14 protein-coding genes are annotated in these 18275 nt (G+C 67.4%); 8 read left to right on the top strand and 6 right to left on the bottom strand.

What is annotated here, in order from left to right; translation table 11 throughout:
* Positions 1-122 precede the first annotated feature (122 nt).
* On the top strand, positions 123-3074 hold the full coding sequence (locus tag D7S86_RS26695) for a penicillin acylase family protein (protein ID WP_158602099.1): 2952 nt from the start codon (positions 123-125) through the stop codon (positions 3072-3074).
* Here D7S86_RS26695 and D7S86_RS26690 read toward each other — a convergent pair.
* Together D7S86_RS26690 and D7S86_RS26685 are read right to left on the bottom strand one after the other, a co-directional pair.
* Positions 3071-4555 carry an MATE family efflux transporter gene (locus D7S86_RS26690; RefSeq protein ID WP_121091130.1) on the bottom strand — a complete coding sequence of 495 codons (1485 nt, stop codon included), beginning with the start codon at positions 4553-4555 and terminating at the stop codon, positions 3071-3073. The genes D7S86_RS26695 and D7S86_RS26690 overlap by 4 nt on opposite strands.
* Position 4556: 1 nt before the next feature.
* The gene (locus D7S86_RS26685) at positions 4557-5456 is read right to left on the bottom strand and encodes a DMT family transporter (protein WP_158602098.1); all 900 of its coding nucleotides are present in this window, start codon (positions 5454-5456) and stop codon (positions 4557-4559) included.
* 451 nt (positions 5457-5907) lie between these two features.
* On the opposite strand from D7S86_RS26685, the gene D7S86_RS26680 reads away from it, so the two are divergent.
* The 6 genes from D7S86_RS26680 (at position 5908) to D7S86_RS26655 (ending at position 11602) form a co-directional block, all read left to right on the top strand.
* Positions 5908-6171, top strand: coding sequence for a hypothetical protein (locus tag D7S86_RS26680; RefSeq protein ID WP_121091126.1), 264 nt, complete (start codon positions 5908-5910; stop codon positions 6169-6171).
* A 479-nt stretch (positions 6172-6650) separates the two neighbouring features.
* Positions 6651-7754 (top strand): extracellular solute-binding protein, encoded by a 1104-nt coding sequence (locus D7S86_RS26675; protein WP_420813310.1) that lies wholly within the window; start codon positions 6651-6653, stop codon positions 7752-7754.
* Positions 7755-7874: 120 nt separating this feature from the next.
* Entirely contained in the window at positions 7875-8960 is a 1086-nt protein-coding gene (locus D7S86_RS26670) for an ABC transporter ATP-binding protein (RefSeq protein WP_121091122.1), read from the top strand.
* Positions 8960-9850: an ABC transporter permease gene (locus D7S86_RS26665; protein ID WP_121091121.1), complete on the top strand. Its 891-nt coding sequence runs from the start codon at positions 8960-8962 to the stop codon at positions 9848-9850. Before D7S86_RS26670 ends, D7S86_RS26665 begins: the two co-directional genes overlap by 1 nt.
* Positions 9847-10764 carry an ABC transporter permease gene (locus D7S86_RS26660; protein ID WP_121091119.1) on the top strand — a complete coding sequence of 306 codons (918 nt, stop codon included), beginning with the start codon at positions 9847-9849 and terminating at the stop codon, positions 10762-10764. The genes D7S86_RS26665 and D7S86_RS26660 overlap by 4 nt, the downstream gene beginning before the upstream one ends.
* Positions 10765-10789: 25 nt before the next feature.
* On the top strand, positions 10790-11602 hold the full coding sequence (locus D7S86_RS26655; protein ID WP_121091196.1) for an NAD-dependent epimerase/dehydratase family protein: 813 nt from the start codon (positions 10790-10792) through the stop codon (positions 11600-11602).
* 234 nt (positions 11603-11836) lie between these two features.
* Here the strand turns inward: D7S86_RS26655 and D7S86_RS26650 are convergent, their stop codons facing one another.
* Positions 11837-12817: an aldo/keto reductase gene (locus tag D7S86_RS26650; protein WP_121091116.1), complete on the bottom strand. Its 981-nt coding sequence runs from the start codon at positions 12815-12817 to the stop codon at positions 11837-11839.
* 656 nt (positions 12818-13473) lie between these two features.
* On the opposite strand from D7S86_RS26650, the gene D7S86_RS26645 reads away from it, so the two are divergent.
* Entirely contained in the window at positions 13474-13836 is a 363-nt protein-coding gene (locus D7S86_RS26645) for a hypothetical protein (RefSeq protein WP_147432487.1), read from the top strand.
* Positions 13837-14062: 226 nt separating this feature from the next.
* Here the strand turns inward: D7S86_RS26645 and gntR are convergent, their stop codons facing one another.
* From gntR to D7S86_RS26630, 3 genes are all read right to left on the bottom strand, one after another.
* Positions 14063-15319 carry an HTH-type transcriptional regulator GntR gene (gene gntR, locus D7S86_RS26640; RefSeq protein WP_121091194.1) on the bottom strand — a complete coding sequence of 419 codons (1257 nt, stop codon included), beginning with the start codon at positions 15317-15319 and terminating at the stop codon, positions 14063-14065.
* 419 nt (positions 15320-15738) lie between these two features.
* Entirely contained in the window at positions 15739-16413 is a 675-nt protein-coding gene (locus tag D7S86_RS26635) for an SOS response-associated peptidase (RefSeq protein WP_121091112.1), read from the bottom strand.
* 353 nt (positions 16414-16766) lie between these two features.
* Positions 16767-18209 carry an FAD-binding oxidoreductase gene (locus tag D7S86_RS26630; RefSeq protein WP_121091110.1) on the bottom strand — a complete coding sequence of 481 codons (1443 nt, stop codon included), beginning with the start codon at positions 18207-18209 and terminating at the stop codon, positions 16767-16769.
* Positions 18210-18275: the final 66 nt, after the last annotated feature.

Raw genomic sequence — 18275 nt, 5'->3', positions numbered from 1 at the left:
ATGGCGGCGTCGCGCATTCATCGCGCGCGCCGTCGTGACGCCGCGCGCGACGCATGCGCGGCGGCCGTCGGCGTTCGGCCCGCCCGGACGCCGTCCGACCGTTCTTCAAAGAGGCCGAGCTCTTGGTTCCGCGTACGGGTCGTCTACGTTCGAAGCGTTTCTGGTTGCGGTTAGGGGCGTCGCTGGCGGGTGCGGCGCTCGTGGTGGCGGGGGGCGTGCTCGCGGGCGCCTGGGCGATGCTCGACGCATCGTTGCCGCGGCTCGACGGTGTCGTGTCGATCGGAGCGGACGAGCCGGCCGCACAGGCAGGGCGCGCGGATCCGGCGCAGGGGCGTGACGAGACGGCGCCGCCGGGCCTCGCGTCGGCCGCGTCGATCGTGCGCGATGCCGCCGGCCATGTGACGATCGAGGCCGCGTCGCGGACCGACGCGGCATTCGCAACGGGCTATGCGCATGCGCAGGACCGTTTCTTCCAGATGGATCTCTTGCGCCGGATCGCGGCCGGCGAGCTTGCCGCGCTGTTCGGTCCGCAAGCCGTGCGCGTCGACGAGCAGAATCGTCTGCATCGGTTTCGCGCGCGTGCCGTCGAAGCGGTGCGCGCCTTGCCCGCCGACGAGCGCGCGGTGCTCGATGCCTATACGGCCGGTGTGAACACGGGGCTCGCGTCGCTGAAGGTCCGTCCGTTCGAATATCTGGTGCTGCATGCGAGCGCGGAGCCGTGGCGCGACGAAGACTCGATGCTCGTGCTCTATGCGATGTATCTCGATCTCCAGTCGGGCGAAATGCGACGCATCGCGTCGCGCGGCGTGCTGGCCCAGCAGATGTCGCCGGCGCTCGCGGCCTTCCTGCTTCAGCGCGGCAGTCACTGGGACGCGCCGCTCGACCGCGCCGTGCCCGCGGTCGTCTATGCGGGGGGCTCGGACGGATCGAACGCGGATGCCGACACGCACGCGTTGCCGCCCCGCGCGGCCGCCGATGGGTCGACGCCGGATGCCGCGAACGCGTCGGCCGCACCGGTGCCTGGGCCCGCCCCTGTGCCGATTCCGGCCGAGCGGCCCGCCTGGCTCGACGACGCATCGGATCCGCATTCGATCGTCGGCGCCGACGCTCGGGGTGCGGCGCTCGCGGCTTGGATGCCGTCGCTCGATTTGCCGGCGCTCGCGTCGCCGGCCCTGGAACTCGATCCCGACGCGCGCAGCGCGATCGGCAGCAACAGCTTCGCGGTGGACGGCGCGCGCACCGTCGGCGGCGCCGCGGGCATGGTCGCGAACGATATGCATCTGGGTCTGAACCTGCCGAACATCTGGTATCGGCTCGTGATCGAGGTCGCCGCCTCGAGCGGCCGCGCGGCCATGCGCGTCGCGGGCGTGAGTCTGCCGGGCGCGCCGATCGTCGTGGTGGGCAGCAACGGACACGTCGCGTGGGGCTTCACGAACAGCTACGGCCACTATGTCGATCTCGTCGAGGTGCAGGCCGATGCGGCCGATCCGGCGCGCTACCGGCTCCCTGTCGCGGATACGGACGCGGCGGATCCCGACTCGACACAGACCCCGCGCCGGCCGCTCGCGCGACGCGGCGTCGAGTCGGGTGCGACGTCGATGCAGGCCGCGGCCTCGCGCGCCGAAGCGGACGGCGGGCACGCGGTTGGGACGGACCACGATGCGCACGCCGCATCGCCCTCGGACGCGCCGGGCTGGCAGCACGCCACCGTGCATCGCGAAACGATTGAAGTCCGCGGCGCGCCGGCCGTGACGTTGATGGTCTACGACACGCCGTGGGGGCCCGAGTGGCGCGTCGCGGGGCATGTCTACGCGGTGCGCTGGGTCGCGCACGATCCGCAAGCCGCGAATCTCCGACTGATGGACATGGAGCATGCCGTCGATGTGCATGCCGCGATGGACGTCGCGCAGCACGCCGGCATCCCGACGCAGAACATCGTGATCGCGGATCGCGCGGGTCATATCGGCTGGACGCTCGCGGGACCGCTGCCGCATCGCGGCGCGCAGGCCGATGCCGATGCCGGTGCCGGCGCCAATTTCGATGCGAGTTCCGATGCCGGTGCTAAGGCCGATGCCGGCACCGACGGCATGCCGGTGCCGGCCGGCCGCTATACGCGCTGGGACGGTTATCTCGATGCCGCGTCCTATCCCGTGCGGATCGATCCGCACGTCGGTGCGCTCTGGACCGCGAATAACCGGCAGCTCGATAGCGCCGACCAAGCGAAGATCGGCGACGGCGGCGCGGACGTCGGCGCGCGCGCCACGCAGATCCGTGACGATCTCGCCGCGCACGCGCGCTTCGACGAACGCGGCTTGCTTGCGATCGCGCTCGACGATCGCGCGAAGGCGCTCGCGTTCTGGCGCGCGGTCATGCTCGACGCGCTCGATCCGCAGGCGCTCGATGGTCACCCGGATCGCGCGACGATGCGTGCGCTCGTCTCCGAGTGGGACGCGCGCGCCGATGCCGACTCGGTCGGCTATACGCTCGTGCGCGACTTCGAATCGGCGATGTACGACGGCTGGTTCGGTGCGCTCGACGCCCATATGTCGGGGCGTTATGCGGGCTCGGGCTACCGCGGCGCGTCGTCGCACACGCTCGCGATCATGGAGACGCTCGCGCGCGAACACGCGTGGGTTCCGCACCGCTTCGAGAACTGGCGCGCGTTTGTGCTGAACCGCGTCGATGCCGCGATTGCGCGCGATACGGCCGACGGGGCGTTACTCGACCAGGCGCGCTGGGGCGAGCGCAATCGCGCCGCGATCGCGCATCCGTTCGCGCGCATGCTGCCGGCCGCGATCGCCGCGCATCTCGGCGCGCCGCCGGACCGTCTGCCCGGGGACATCAATATGCCGCGCGTGCAGGGCCGCAGTTTCGGCGCATCGGAACGCATGGTCGTGTCGCCCGGACATGAGGACCAGGGCATTCTCGAAATGCCCGGCGGCGCGAGCGGCCATCCGCTGTCGCCGTTCTTTCTCGCGGGGCATGAGGATTGGGTGCAGGGCCGGCCTTCGGCGTTTCTGCCGGGGCCGGCCGCGCATCGGCTCGTGTTGCGGCCGGGGACGTCGGCGTCCTAGCGGCCTTCGCTCGCGATAGCGGGCGATGCCGCCGCGGCGGCCGGCGCGACCGGCGGGGTTGACGTGGAGGGCGGCTGAACCGACGCGGCGTTCCCGGTCGCGGCATCCGTCTCGAGCATCGTGCTGCGCCGCCAGCGGCCGAACTTGTAGTACAGCCCGACGAGCGTGACCGCGACGATCATGCCGAGCGGGAAGCTCCACCAGATCGCCTCGGCGCCGTAGATCGGCAGCAACGCGCGCGCGAACGGGATGCGCACGCCCCAGAGCGAGAACGTGAGCAGCAGCAGCGGCGGCACGACGGCGCCCGTCGCGCGGACCGTTCCGGCCAGCACGAACATGATCCCGAACAGCGTGAAGGTGCCGATCGCGATCGTGTTGATATGCATGCCGATCGCGATCGCGTGCGCATCGTTGCCGAGGAACAGGCCTAGCGCGGCGCGCGAGAACGTCAGGATGACCACGGTCGGCAGCGCGGTCATGACGATGCTGAAGAGCACGCCATATCGCGTGATCCGGCTCACGCGGTCCCAGCGGCGCGCGCCGACGTTCTGCGCGACCATCGACGAGACCGACGCACCGACCGCGACGGCCGGCATCTGCACATAGGTCCAGAGTTGCGTGACCGCGCCGTAGGCGGCCGTCGTCGCGGTGCCGAACGTGTTGACCATGCCGATCATCGCGATGCCCGCGAGCGAGATGACGAGCATCTGCAAGCCCATCGGAAAACCCTTGAACACGAGCGCATGCATGATCGCGCCCGACGGACGCAACATGCCGAATTCATGCGGATGCAGCAGCAGGAAATGACGACGGCGATGCAGCAAGAGCCAGAGCGCGGCGATGCCGATGACCTGGGCGGTCAGCGTCGCGAGCGCCGAGCCCATGATGCCGAAGCCGTGGAACGGACCGATGCCGAAGATCAGCAGCGGATTGAGGCCGCCGTCGAGCACGACGGTCAGCCCCATCAGCATGAACGGCGTGCGCGAGTCGCCGGCGCCGCGCAGCACCATCGATGCGAAGCCGAGCAGATTGAGAAACGGCAGCGCGACGAAGATCACGCGCAGGTACGCGATCGCGAGCGGCCGCGCATCGGGCGGCGTATGCATGGCCGACAGGATGTGCGGCGTGAAGACATAGCCCGCGAGCGAGACGGCGAGCGAGACCACGACATAGAACGTGAGCCCCGTGCCGACGATTTGCTTGGCGCGCGTGATATCGCGCGCGCCGACGGCCTGTCCGACGAGAATCGTCGCGGCCATGCCGATGCCGAACACGGTGCCGAGCAGAAAGAACAGGATCAGGTTCGCGTTCGACGCGGCCGACAACGCGGCGGGGCCGAGGAAATGCCCGATCCACGCGGCATTGACCGAGCCGTTGAGCGACTGGAGCACATTGCTGCCGAGCGTCGGCAGCGAGAACTTGAGCAAGGTCCGGCCGATCGGTCCGGAGGTCAGGTCGCGGCGGGTGCGTTCGGCGCTCACGTCAGGCCATCCTCAGCATGCCGACCCCGACCATGACGGCCGCGAGCCCGCTCCATTGCCACGGCGTCATGCGCTCGCCGCGCATGAGCCCGATGATCGTCGTGACGACTGCCGACAACGTGCTCAGCACCGTGACGATCGACAGCGCGCCGGTCTGCGCGCCCGCGGCGATCGACGTCAGGCCCGCGAGACCGAGCAGCCCGCAGCACAGCGTCAGCAACCAGGCCCAGCGCGGCGCGGCACGCATGCGCGGGTCGTCGCCGCGGCGCGCGAGCGAGGCGCCGAGCACGGTCGTGCCGACCATATAGCTGATCACAAGCAAGGGGAGCGTGCCGAGCACGGGCAGCACGAAGCGGCCTTCGAGCCAGAAGCCGACGCCGTAGAGCATCGCCGAGACGAGCGCCCAGCCGACGGCCTGTCTGGCGTGTGCGCGCACGGCCGGTTCGCTCGCGTCGCCCGCCGATGCGATGAGCGGCACGCCGATCATGCAGATCGCGAGACCGAGGATCTGGAGTACGCCGAGCACTTCGCCGGTCAGGACCGACAGCACGGTCGTGATCGCGCCGTAGCAGGTCATGATCGGGGCCACGACGCCCGCGTTGCCGAGCGAGAGCGCGCGCGAGAACGAGACGCTGCCGCCGAGCGTCGCGAACGCGCCCGCGAGCGCGACCGCCCAGCTCAGCGCGGGCGCGCCGGGCAGGCCCGTCAGACGGCCCGAGAAGACGCACCAGCCGAGATAGGCGACCACGACACAGAGGCCGAGCACTTGATAACTGAACACGGCGCGGCGCACGCCGATCGCACGCGCGGCGGTGCCCGCGAGCGCGTCGGCGACGCCGTAGAACGCCGCGGAAGCCAGGCCCAGCGCCACGGCGCTCGACGTCGAAGAAGCAAACAGCATAGATATTGAGCGCGCGAGGGCGGGGAATTCGACCGCTGCGGCTGACCTGAAGTATTTTCGTTGAGCGTTGAATTTTATCGAAAATCGGCGCGGCTCGGGGAGGCGCGTCCGAGGCGGGCACGGGATGCCGGGTACGACGCCGGCCCGGCGGACGTACGACCGAAGCGCAATGGAGATGAGCCAAGGCCGCGACACGATGCAGCTCGAGCAAGGCCGGACTGAATCACGATAAGCGGCGGAAGACGCGCGGGGCGGGCATGGGCGGCGCACGATCCGCTTACCGAGCACGCGGTGGAGCACGCGGTGGAGCACGCGGGCGGGCGCCCGGATTCGGCCAAGCTGACCCTCCATCCGGCCCGAATTTCCGACTAACGATCGCCGGGATCGCGTCCTATAGTGAGGCAGTGTGGTCCCTTCTTTCCCCCTGGAGACGACCGTGGCGCAACACAGAATGGTGCGTGTCACGCGTGACACCGGCGCGTTTGACGATTTCGGCCTGCCGCGCGTATCGCGCGTGAGGCCGCGCGTGGAGCTCACCGCCGGCTGGCGCGTCACGCATGCGTTTCACGATTGGAAGGAATTGCAGGACTTCGTCGATGCCTGCCGGGCCGCCGGCGAAGACGCCTTCGGCCCGCCGCCCGCGCCGTGCGCCGGCAATCCGCCGACCGCGGATATCGCGTGGGAACGCTTCCGGCGCCAGCTTCGCATCTCCTGATCCGCTCGCCCGCCGTTTCCGGTTCAACGACTGATCCCGGCGCACTTCGGGTGCGCGCCGGGGGGCGTCGATCGCGCGTGCGGGTCGACACGGCGTCCCATCTCCGCGGGCGGCCGACCATCCCCGATCGAATCTCAAGCGGCAGCCAGGTTTGCTGCTCAGTTGTATGACATCTTGGCGCTCATCGACGACCGTCGGCAGAGCGATTCCCCTGTAAGGTGTACGACAACCTGCGTCCATCCAGCCCCGCCCATCTTGGCTTCGCACCGAATGCATCGGGTTTTTACTAGGCAAATCAAATACTTCAACGTCTTGACAGTGATCGTACAACCCGGCTATCGTTGACCATCGAATCGGCGGTGTGTCTCGGGCGAACGGGCCTCGGGCAGATCCCTATACAACAAGGAGACGGCATGAGGTTGTCAGGCAACGTGGCAACACGCATCGGTGCGTGGGCGATCGCGGTATCCGCGCTCGCGATGGGCGGTTCGGCGTGGGCGGACCCGGTCGTTCTCAACGTGGTCGATGTCGCCGGGAATCTCGCGCTGACGCAAAAGGCGATCGAGGCGTTTCGCGACAAATATCCGAATCTCGTCTCCCAGGTGACGTTCACGAACGCGCCCGCGCCGCAGTTGCCGGGCAAGATCAAGGCGATGCAGGGCGCGGGCCGCTCGGATATCGATCTCGTGCTGACGGGCACGGACGCGCTCGCGGCCGGTATCGAGCAGAATCTCTGGATGCCGTTGCTGCCCGATCGCGCGAAGGACTTCCCGGGCGTGCTCGACAAGTACGCGCCGAATCCGCGCAAGATGCAGGACCTCGCGCAAGGGCAGGGCCTCGAAGTGTCGTTCATGGCGGCGGGCCCGCTGATCGAATACAACCCCGCGCATGTCAGCGATCCGCCGAAGACGACCGATCAGCTGCTCGCCTGGTGCAAGGCGCATCCGGACAAGCTCATCTATGCGCGCCCGGCGAATTCGGGCGCGGGCCGCGCGTTCCTGATGGGGCTCCCGTATCTGCTCGGCGACAAGGATCCGCATGACCCGATCCACGGCTGGGACAAGACGTGGGCCTATCTCAAGCAGCTCGATTCGTGCATTCCGTACTATCCGGGCGGTACGTCGGCGGTCATGAAGGAGCTCGGCGAAGGCTCGCGCGACATGACGCTCACGGTCACGGGCTGGGACATCAATCCGCGCGCGCTCGGCGTCGTGCCGGCCGAATTCAAGGTCCAGGCATTCGACAACCAGACGTGGGTCAACGATGCGCACTTCATGGTGATCCCGAAGGGCGTCGCGCCCGAGAAGCTGCCGGTGCTGATCAAGCTCATGAATTTCCTGCTCGAACCGCAGCAACAGGCGATGACCTACGACGACGGCTATTTCTATCCGGGACCGGCGGTCAAGGACGTGCCGTTGTCGGCCGCGCCCCAGCATAGCCAGGACGTGCTCAAGAAGTACGGACGGCCCGAGTACGACCAGTTGATCGCGAGTCACCCGAACGTCGTGCCGCTCGACGCGAAGGCGATGGTCGCCGCGTTCCACAAGTGGGACCAGGACATCGGCGCGCAAAAGACCAAGTAAACGGGGCGCACGCGCGGCGCGTGCGCGATCCGCGCCACGCCGCGCGCCTCGTGCGCGGGGACGCGCTCGCGCAGACCGGACACGCGTCCGGTCCGCACGCGTCGAACAAGGACATTCGTCATGAATCAGACTTTCCAGCAGCTTCGGCTCGACGCCGTGAGCCGCAGTTTCACGAACGCAGAAGGGCAGGCCGTCGCCGCGCTCAAGGGACTCGATCTCGATGTGCGGCGCGGTGAATTCATCGCATTGCTCGGCCCGTCGGGCTGCGGCAAATCGACGGCGCTCAACTGCATTGCGGGCCTCAACGCGTTGACGAGCGGCGGCATCTGGCTCGACGACACCCGTATCGACGTGCTGCCGCCCGAGAAACGCGGCTTCGGCATGGTCTTCCAGAACTACGCGCTGTTTCCGCATATGAGCGTGCTCGACAACGTCGGCTTCGGGTTGCGCATGCGCGGCGTGTCGGCGCGCGAGATCTCCGAGCGCGCGCGCAAGGCGCTCGAACTCGTGCAGCTCGTCGGGCACGAGCGCAAGCTGCCGGGCCAGTTGTCGGGCGGACAGCAGCAGCGCGTCGCGATCGCGCGTGCGATCGTCATCGAACCGCCGCTCGTGCTCATGGACGAGCCGCTGTCGAACCTCGATACGAAGCTGCGCATCGAGATGCGCGGTGAAATCCGCCGGATTCACGGCGAGCTCGAACGCGCGACGATCTACGTCACGCACGACCAGGATGAAGCGCTCTCGATGGCCGACCGCATCGTCGTCATGCGCGAAGGCGCCGTCCAGCAGATCGGCACCCCGCGTGAGGTCTACCGGCGTCCGTCGAACCTGCATGTCGCGCGTTTCGTCGGCTATCGCAATGTCGTGTCGTTCGAACTCGGCGCGGTCGTCGATGCGCGCGCGACGCTCAAGTCGGGCGCGAGCGTGCTGCGCGGTACGACGCTCGAACCGCTCGGCCCGGGCCGCGTGAGCGTGGCGATGCGTCCGGACGATTTCGAGCGGTGCGAGCGCGGCACGGCCGACGAGAACGGTTTCGACGCGGTCGTCGAGACGGTCGAATACGGCGGCCGCGAGTCGTTGCTGCGCGTGCGCGCGCCGTTCGGCGCGCTGTTCGCGCGGATCCCGGGCGATGCCCAGGTCGGCGAAACGCTGTCGTTGCGCATCGCGCCCGATCGCGTGCTCGTCTACCCGGCCGAGGGGGCGTGATGGCGACACCGATTTCCGCGCCGGCCCGCGCGTGGCTGCGCTGGCCCGATCCCAAGGCGTGGCTCGTCACGCCTGCCTTGCTTGCCCTGATCGCGTTGTTCGTCTACCCGTTCGTCTATGGCGTCGCGCTGTCGCTGACGTCGGCCGACGGGACCGGCGGTGCGTGGTCGAATTACGCACGCTTCTTCACCGATACGTCGATGTGGCCGACGATCATCGTGACGCTCAAGCTCGCCGTGCCGTCGACGCTGATCAATGTGCTCGGCGCGCTGCCCGTCGCGTTCGCGCTGCGCAAGAGCTCGCCGTACCAGAAGATCGTGACGACGCTGCTCGTCGTGCCCGTGACGCTCGGCACGGTCCTGATCGCCGACGGCATGCTCACGTATTTCAGTCCGAACGGCTGGTTTCCGCAGGCGCTCCATGGGCTGCATCTGTATAGCGACGAAGTCCGCCTCACGCACAACTATTGGGGCGTGCTGATCTCGCTCGTGATCTCGGGTTTCCCGTTTGCGTTCCTGCTCGTGCTGTCGTACGTGACCGGCATCGATCCGACGCTCGCGCGCGCGGCGTCGACGCTCGGCGCGAGCCCGTGGTCGCAGTTCCGCCATATCTATATGCCGCTGCTCGTGCCGGGGCTCACGATGGCCGCATGCCTGTCGTTCGTGCAGGCGTTCTCGGTGTTCCCGTCGGCCGTGCTGCTCGGCGCGCCGGCCGGACCCACGCGCGTGACGTCGATCGCCGCGTACGAGGCGGCGTTCGAGAACTACGACTATCCGATGGCGTCGGCGATCGCGATCGTCATGGGCGCGGTGCAGTTGCTGATCGTCGCAGGCATGCTGACGGCGCGCCGCGCGTTTTATAGCGGACCCACGACAGGAGGCAAGGGATGAATCCTTCGCCCACCGCAGTCAAAATCGACGATCCGGCCGCCGCGCCGGGTTTCGCGAGCGGCCGGCCCGCGCGGGCGCCGAAGTCGGCCGCCACGGTCGTGTACCGCGCGCTCGTCTGGGGCGTCATGGCGTTCTTCCTGCTCAACGTGCTGATGATGATCGCGACGGTCGCGATGAATTCGTTCGCGACGCGCTGGTTCGGAACGCCGCTGCCCGAGGGGCTGACCGCGCATTGGTATGCGCAGGCCTGGAACGACTTTCAGCTGGCGTCCGTGTTGCGCGTGACCGTCGAGGTCGTCGGCGCGGTCGTCATTCTGTCGATCGTGTTCGGCGTGCCCGCCGCGTATGCGCTCGCGCGCGTCGCGTTTCCGGGCAAGCGGCTCGTCATGCTGGTGTTCCTCTTGCCGCTCATGGTGCCGCCCGTCACGTACGGGATTCCGATGGCGACCGCGATGTACAAGGTCGGGCTCGCGGGCACGCTGAGCGGCGTGATCCTCGCGAATCTCGTACCGTCGCTGCCGTTCGTGATTCTCGTCATGACGCCGTTCATCGAGCAGATCGATCCGAACCTCGAAGCGGCCGCGCGCGTGTTCGGCGCGACGACCGCGCGCTATTTCCGCCACGTGCTGCTGCCCTTGCTCGTGCCCGGCATGCTCGCCGCCGGTCTGCTCGTGCTCGTGCGCACGATCGGGATGTTCGAGCTGACGTTCTTCACGGCAGGGCCCGGCACGCAGACGCTGGTCGTCGCGCTCTACTACGCCGTGTTCTCGACGGGGGTGCGCGCACCGCAATCGATCGATGCGATGGCGATGATCTATATGGTCATCACGCTCGTCTGGGTCATCATCGCGCTGCAGTTCGTGAGCCCGACCCAACTGGTCAGCCGCGTCAAGCAAACGCGTCATGACGCGTGAGCCGCACGCCTACTCGGAATCTTCGATGAACGACATTCTTGTCACGGGCGCCGGCGGACGCGTCGGCACCGTTCTGCGCGCGCATTGGCGCGCGTCGGGACGCGCGGTCACGCTTTGCGATATCCGGCCGCTCGGCGACGCCGCGCCGAACGAGACGATCGTGATCGGCGATCTGCTCGATCCGGCGTTTCTCGAACGCGTGCTCAAGGGCGTGCGCGTGGTCGTTCATCTCGCGGGCAATCCGTGGAATCACGATCTCGACGCGATTCTCGGGCCGAACGTCGAGGGCGTCGGCCAGCTTTACGAGACCGCGCGCATGCAGGGCGTGCGCCGGATCCTGTTCGCGAGCAGTAACCACGTCGTCGGGATGTATCACTCGGGGACGCGGATCGATACGCATGCGCCGGTCAATCCGGACGGCTATTACGGGGTCAGCAAGGTCTGGGGCGAGGCGCTCGCGCGCATGTACTGGGAGAAGCACGGCGTCGAGTCGCTGTGTCTGCGGATCGGATCGAGCGTGCCGCTGCCCGTGTCGGAGCGGCATCTGAGCACATGGCTGTCGCCGCGCGACCTCTGCGGCTTTATCGACGCCGGTATCGATGTGCGGGCGCTCGGCTTCGACATCGCATTCGGCATCTCGGCGAATACGCGTGCGTGGTGGGACAACAGCACGTCGCGGCTCGGGTATCGCGCGCTCGACAACGCGGAAGACTACGCGGCGGCGATCCTCGCGAACGCGTCGCCGCCCGCGAACCCGCTCGATGCGTTGCTGCAGGGCGGCGACTACGCGTCGGAGGGGTTCACCGACGGCGCCGCCGCGCGCGAGGGCGATCGCTGAGGCAGCGGTCGCGGCGGCCCCGTCGCGGGCGTCCCAGCGTCCGGGTGTACGAGCCGGACCGCTTGCTCGGATACGTGGCGAGACGTTTCGGCGCGTGCCGAGATGGGCCGGCCGTGGCGATGCGTCGAGCGCCGCCAAGACAGGCCAGGCAGGCCGCTCGATCGCGGTCCGCCATCGAGCGGTATCGAGCGGTACTCAGCCGGCACGCAATCGAGCGACCGGCCGGCAATCGAATTACCAGCGCTGGTGAACGTGCGGCTTGACCAGGCGCGTATAGATATCGCGGATCGCGTTCATCTGCGCATCCGACAGCGCGGGCAGTCCCGCGGCCGCCGCATTGCCGGCCGCCTGCTCGCGATTCTTCGCACCCGGAATCGCGACCGTGACGGCGTCGAACATCAGGATCCAGCGCAAGGCGAACTGGGCGAGCGGCACGCTGCCCGCGACCGCACGTAGTTCCTCGACGGCCTTCAGACCGATTTCGTAGGGCACGCCCGAGAACGTCTCGCCGACGTCGAACGCTTCGCCGTGGCGATTGAACTGCCGGTGGTCGTCGGCCGCGAACGTGCTTTGCGCCGACAGCTTGCCGGTCAGCAGGCCGCTGGCGAGCGGCACGCGCGCGATGATCGCGACCTGCTGCTCGTGCGCGCGCGCGAAGAAGCGCTCGATCGGACGCTGGCGAAACATATTGAAGATGATTTGCACGCTCGTGATCGGGTATTCGAGCGCCTTGAGCGCTTCCTCGATCTTCTCGACCGACACGCCGTACGCCTTGAGCTTGCCCTTGGCCACCATCTTGTCGAGCGCTTCGAAGATCTCGGGCCGGTAGTAGACCTCGACGGGCGGGCAGTGGAGCTGGACGAGGTCGAGCGCGTCGACTTCGAGATTGCGCAGCGAGGCGTCGATGTAGCCCTCGATCGCCGCCGGCGTATAGCCGGCCGACACGTGCGGGTTGATCTTGCGGCCGGCCTTCGTCGCGACGACGATGCCGTCGCGGCCGCGTGATTTGAGCACGCGCGCGATGAGCCGCTCGGAGCGGCCGTCGCCATAGACGTCCGCCGTGTCGATGAAGGTCATGCCCTCATCGAGCGCCGCGTTCAGCGCGGCTTCGGCGTCGCGGTCCGACACGTCGCCCCAGCTTCCGCCGATCGCCCACGCGCCGAATCCGATTTCCGACACCTGCCAGCCTGTTTGACCAAAAGGACGCTTCTGCACGCTGTTCTCCTCGATATCGAATGGCCCGCGCACGGGACATCCGCGCGCGGTCGCCGACGGCCGCGCGGTGCGTGCGTCAGCCGAAGGTCGTAACTTGTATACCAGTGCGAAGTGTAGGCATGTCGAGGCGATCTGAGAAGCGTCGAAGCCGTGGTTCGTTTCGATTCGTCCTCAAAGTCCGCCGTTGAGGTCGGCAAAATATACCGGGATGTCTGGGCCAAAACCGGTCACGCTGAACGAACGTGCGTACTTTTATTGGGTTTCAACATCCTTCCGATCTTTAGGGTTTTTCGCTGACAGGGTTTATTGTTACCGTTTTATTTAAATGAAATAACGCGGAGGGGTCATTTCGGTATGCCTGATTGCATACCATTTATTTCGATAAGGATATTAAGTTAATCGTGCCGATGAAATCGTTTTCGTGAACGTTTGCGGAACACCGGGGCGGCGCGTCGGTGGATTTTTCCGCGTGTTTCAAGCGGTCGGTCGAGACGCCCGATGTCTTCAGATGACGCTTAAGAGTGCGCTTTCAAATAGAAGGGTTGAAAGAAAGTAGAAGGTTCGTCATTAAATTTCATCGAAGCGCGCTTTCTAAATTAATTAGGACGAGTTAGTCTACGCGGACTGGTGATTTTGGAAGGAAATGGTGCATCGAATTGGAGGACCGCACGATGGGTATGTTCGTATACGGCCAGCAACCGGGCGCAGATATCGAGAATCGGATCGGCTCGCGGCCTATATTGCCGCTCGAGAACGACGATGTGCTCGAACAGAATCTCGCGAATGAGATTGCGCATCTGCGACTGGAGGTCAAACGCCGCGACAACTTGCTCGAGGAGCGCGATCGCCTGCTGCGCGAGTGGATGTTGTCTCAGGAGGCGTTCAAAAGCCTCTTCCGCAAGTTTGGGCGCTTGCCGGATGGCCGCATGATCGTCGATTTGCCGACGGAAGAGAAAACCAAACTCGTCGAGGACGAGGAAGCCGCGATCCTGCGGGTCCGGCCCGACCTCGCTCGATAGCCGATCGCGTCACACAGGCGTGGCATGCCGCCGCGCCTGTGCGCATGCCGCCGCCCGTGCGGCGAGACACCGAATCAGGCCGCGTCCGGCACACTCCCCCCACAATCGTTTCTGACCCGCGTGCGATCCGCTGGGTAGCGCGCACGTCTGCGTGCGTTCGCGTGCAGACGCGTGTATCCCTGCGCGTCGCGTGATGCCGCAGCGGGGCAAGATGCGCGCGCCGCGTTCAAGCGCTTTGCCGCGGCGTCAGCGTGAACCCGAGATCGATCCGGTTCTTCTTCGGCGTCTTGCCTTCGAGGATTTGCAGCAACATCTGCGCGGCCTGAAAGCCGATCTGATAGCGCGGCGTCGTGACGGTCGTGATCGAAGGCGTCGACCACGCCGAGGACGGCAGGTCGTTGAATCCCGCGATGGCAAGCTGATCGGGCACACGGATCCCGAGCCGCTGGCATTCGAAGAGGGCGCCGAGCGCGAGGTCGTCGTTGTTGCAGAAAATCGCGTCGCAATCGGGCGCGCGTTCGAGCATCTCGACGAGCAGCCGCGTGCCGAGTCCGACGCTCGACGGCTCGGGCGTCAGCACTTCGAGATCGGGATCGAGGCCCGCGTCGCGCAGCGCGCGGCGAAAGCCCGTGCGGCGGCGCATGGTGCGCGGGTCGAGCTGCGCCGCGATAAAACCGGGCCGGCGGTAGCCGCGTTCGAGCAGGTATTGCGTGATCGCGTAGCCTGCATTCTGTTGGGAGAAGCCGACCGTCCATTCGGACGGATCGCGGCTCAGGTCGTACATATGGACGACGGGCACGCGCGCGGCCGCGAGCCGTTCGCGGATCGCGTCGGATTCGTCGATCCCCGTCACCAGAAACCCGTCGGGCGCATGCGTGAGGTACATCGACAGCAATTCGGTCTGTTTGGCCGACGAATAGCTCGTGTTGCCGATCAGGAATTGATAGCCGGCGGCGCCGAGACAGTCCTGGATGCCCGCGAGCGTCTCGACGAACACGGCGTTGGTGAGCGACGGGACGAGTACGCCGACCACGCGTGAGCGTGCCGACGCGAGCGTGCGCGCGGCGTGGCTCGGCACGTAGCCGAGCGCGACGACCGCCGCCTCGACGCGCGCGCGGGCTTCGGGCAGGACCTGAGCGGGGTTCTTGAGCGCGCGCGAGACAGTCATCGGGCTCACGTTCGCATGTTTGGCCACGTCGGCGATCGTCACGCGGCCGGTCGGCCGGCGGCGGTGCGGTTTGCGTCGTGTCGCGGCGCCGGTTTCGGCGTCCGCGAGCGCGCTCCCCGGTACGGGGGCGACGGCGGCGCTTGCCGCATGGCGCGGCGCCTGCTCTTTGCTGCGTCGGATCACGCGCGAAACGGTGCCGGACGGCACGGCGTTCGTGGTGTCAGGCTGGGCCGCCGTACGCTTGGCGGCTTTCGATGTGTTCGGGTTGACCGGCCATTCGGCCGGCTTGGCATCGCCGGTCAGATTTTTTTTCATCGCGCGAGTATCGCCTTGCATGCGTTCGAAGGGAAGCCCGGCCGCGCCGTGTCGGGTACGAAAACCGCCGTGAGATCCGTCCGATTCACGAATCTCGCTATGGTAGCGCTACCATGCGCGCCGCGGGGCGATCGCGTGTTCGAGGCGCGCGTTCGGGAACCCCGAGGCGTTTGAATTCGGGTGTCGAGACGCCAAGACGCCAAGACGCCAAGACGCCAAGACGCCAAGATCGCGGCACGTGCTGCCGTCGCGAGTTCCCCGCCATCGATGCGATCTGTGCCGGTTATGGTTTCATATCGGCCGGCAACGCGAGCCGGCACGTTGACGTTCGATCGGTGTGCGCCGGCATGGGCTGATCGCGTCGGGCCGGCTCCAAGAAACTTGCCGACCGCGCCGCGTGGGATACCGTGCCCGCGACCTCAGTCGATCGTTTCGATCAACGTCGCTTCGTCGGAGGTTGCGCGATTGACGTTCGGACTCACGCGATGCCAAACGAGGCCGTCCGCGTCGCCGCGCGCGGGTCGCGCGAGATCGGCCACATCGGGCGCGTCGAGCGACGCATCGAGCCAGCGTTGGGCGTCGTGCGCGCCGAGCACGAGCGGACGCTGGCTGTGCGCGTCGACGAGGCCGCCCGCGTTCGCGATCGTTACGAGCACGAGGCCGTCGCCGCGCAGATGATCGAGCGGATTCGCGACGTTCGAGAGTCCCGCGACGAGCACGGGGCCGTCCTCGCGCGGGTGGACGAAGTAGGGCTGCGATCGGCCGCCTTCGTTGCGCCATTCGTACCAGCCGTCGAGCGGAATGATGATGCGTCCGCTGCGCCACATGTCGCGGAAATAGCCCGACGAGGCGGCGCTGTCCGAGCGCGCATGAATGGCTTGCGGAAGATGCTGTTCGGCCGCCCAGGCGGGCCGATAGCCCCAGCGGATCGCCCGGATGCTCTGATCGGGCAGCACCGCGAGCGGATGCGCGCCCGGCGCGAGATTGAACCCGGGCCGGCGGTCCGCCGGATCGAACAGATAGACCGGGCTCGTCAACGTCAGCGCATGCGCGTAGGCGCGCGCGTCCCGATATTGCGCGATGCGACCACACATCGTTCACCTCACGACGAGACCTCACGTTGTTCGCAAGCCTAGCGCAACCGCGTGACCGGCGAAAGCGCGGCGACCCTACGCTCGCTTACCCCGTGGCCGGGGAGGCGGGGGCCGCAGCCGCGCGGCGGCAGATCGTGGCGGAACGTGGCAGATCGTGACGGAGCGTGACGGAGCGTGACGGTTGTGCGGCGCCGGGCGGTCGCTTGGCGGTCGGCTCGGCGCTCGGCTCGGCGCCCGGCGGCATTGGCCAGCGCCCGGAGCCCGGAGCCCGGAGCACAGAGCACAGAGCACAGAGCACAGAGCACAGAGCACAGAGCACAGAGCCCAGAGCCCGCGCTCGGCCGACGCATGCCTTAGCCCAGATCGATGACTTTGCCCGGGTTCATCCGGCCGTGCGGATCGAGCGCGTGCTTGAGCGCGCGCATCAGCGAGAGCTCGACGGGCGATTTCACGCGCGCGTTGTCGCCGACCTTGAGTTGGCCGATGCCGTGCTCGGCGCTGATCGTGCCCTGATGCGCGATGACGTTGTCATAGACGATGCGGTTCAGCGCGCTCTGGTAGGTCTTGAGGAACGCGCGCGGGTCGCCGCCTTCGGGCGTCTGCACGTTGTAGTGGAGATTGCCGTCGCCGAGGTGGCCGAACACGACCATGCGCGCGCCCGGCGCGGCCTGTGCGATCAGCGCGCCGGTCTCGTCGATAAAGTGTCCGATGCGCGAGATCGGCACGGCGATGTCGTGCTTGATGTTCAGGCCTTCTTCGGCCTGCGCGAGCGGGATGTGCTCGCGCAGATTCCAGAACGCGCGCGACTCGGTCAGGTTCTGCGCGACGACCGCGTCGTGCGCGACGCCTTCGTCGAACGCGGTTTGCATCAGCCCTTCGAACAGATCGCGCGCATGTTGCTCGCTTTCGTTATCCGACAGTTCGAGCAGCACGACCTGCGGATACCGTTGCGAGAACGGATAGCGCTGCTCGGGGAAATGCCGGCCGACGAGTTCGAGGCAGAAATCGGACATGAGTTCGAAGCCGGTCAGCAGCGGCCCGGCCGCGCGCTGGGCGATGTCGAGCAGCTTGAGCGCGGCGTGCGGCGATTCGACCGCGGCGAGCGCCGTCATCTGCGCGGCGGGCAGCGGATAGAGTTTCATGACGGCGGCCGTGATGATGCCGAGCGTACCCTCCGCGCCGATGAACAGGTCGCGCAGATCGTAGCCCGTATTGTCCTTGCGCAGGCCGCGCAGACCGTTCCAGATCTCGCCCGAGGGCGTGACGACCTCGAGGCCCAGACACAGCTCGCGGGTCGTGCCGTAGCAGAGCACTGCCGTGCCGCCCGCGTTCGTCGCGAGATTGCCGCCGATCGTGCAACTGCCTTCGGCCGCGAGACTCAGCGGAAACAGACGATTGCCCTCTCGCGCCGCGCGTTGCACGTCGGCCAGCACGCAGCCGGCTTCGACCGTGATCGTGTTGTTCGCGGGGTCGATCGCGCGGACCGCGCGCAGCCGCGCGAGCGACAGCACGGCCTGGGTGCCGCTGACGTCAGGCGTCGCGCCGCCCGACAGCCCGGTATTGCCGCCTTGGGGCACAAGCGCGACATCGTGGGCGCCGGCGATGCGCACGATCGCCGCGACTTCTTCGGTCGTGCCGGGGCGCAAGACCGCGCGCGCCTGACCCGTGTATCGCTTGCGCCAGTCGGTCAGGTAGCCGGCCATATCGGCGGGCGTGCGCAACACGTGCGCGTCGCCGATCGCGGCGATGCAGGCATCGAGAAATGCGTCGTGCGTGGAAAGGTCGGTCGGATTCATCGAACGGCTCCGGGACAGTCAGGGCGCCGACTGATCCGCGCGGTGGTTTGCGCGGTCAGTCGTGCG

The organism is Pararobbsia silviterrae, assembly GCF_003628125.1.
Classification (GTDB): Bacteria; Pseudomonadota; Gammaproteobacteria; order Burkholderiales; family Burkholderiaceae; genus Pararobbsia; species Pararobbsia silviterrae.
This window is presented reverse-complemented; position numbering and strand designations above follow the sequence as displayed.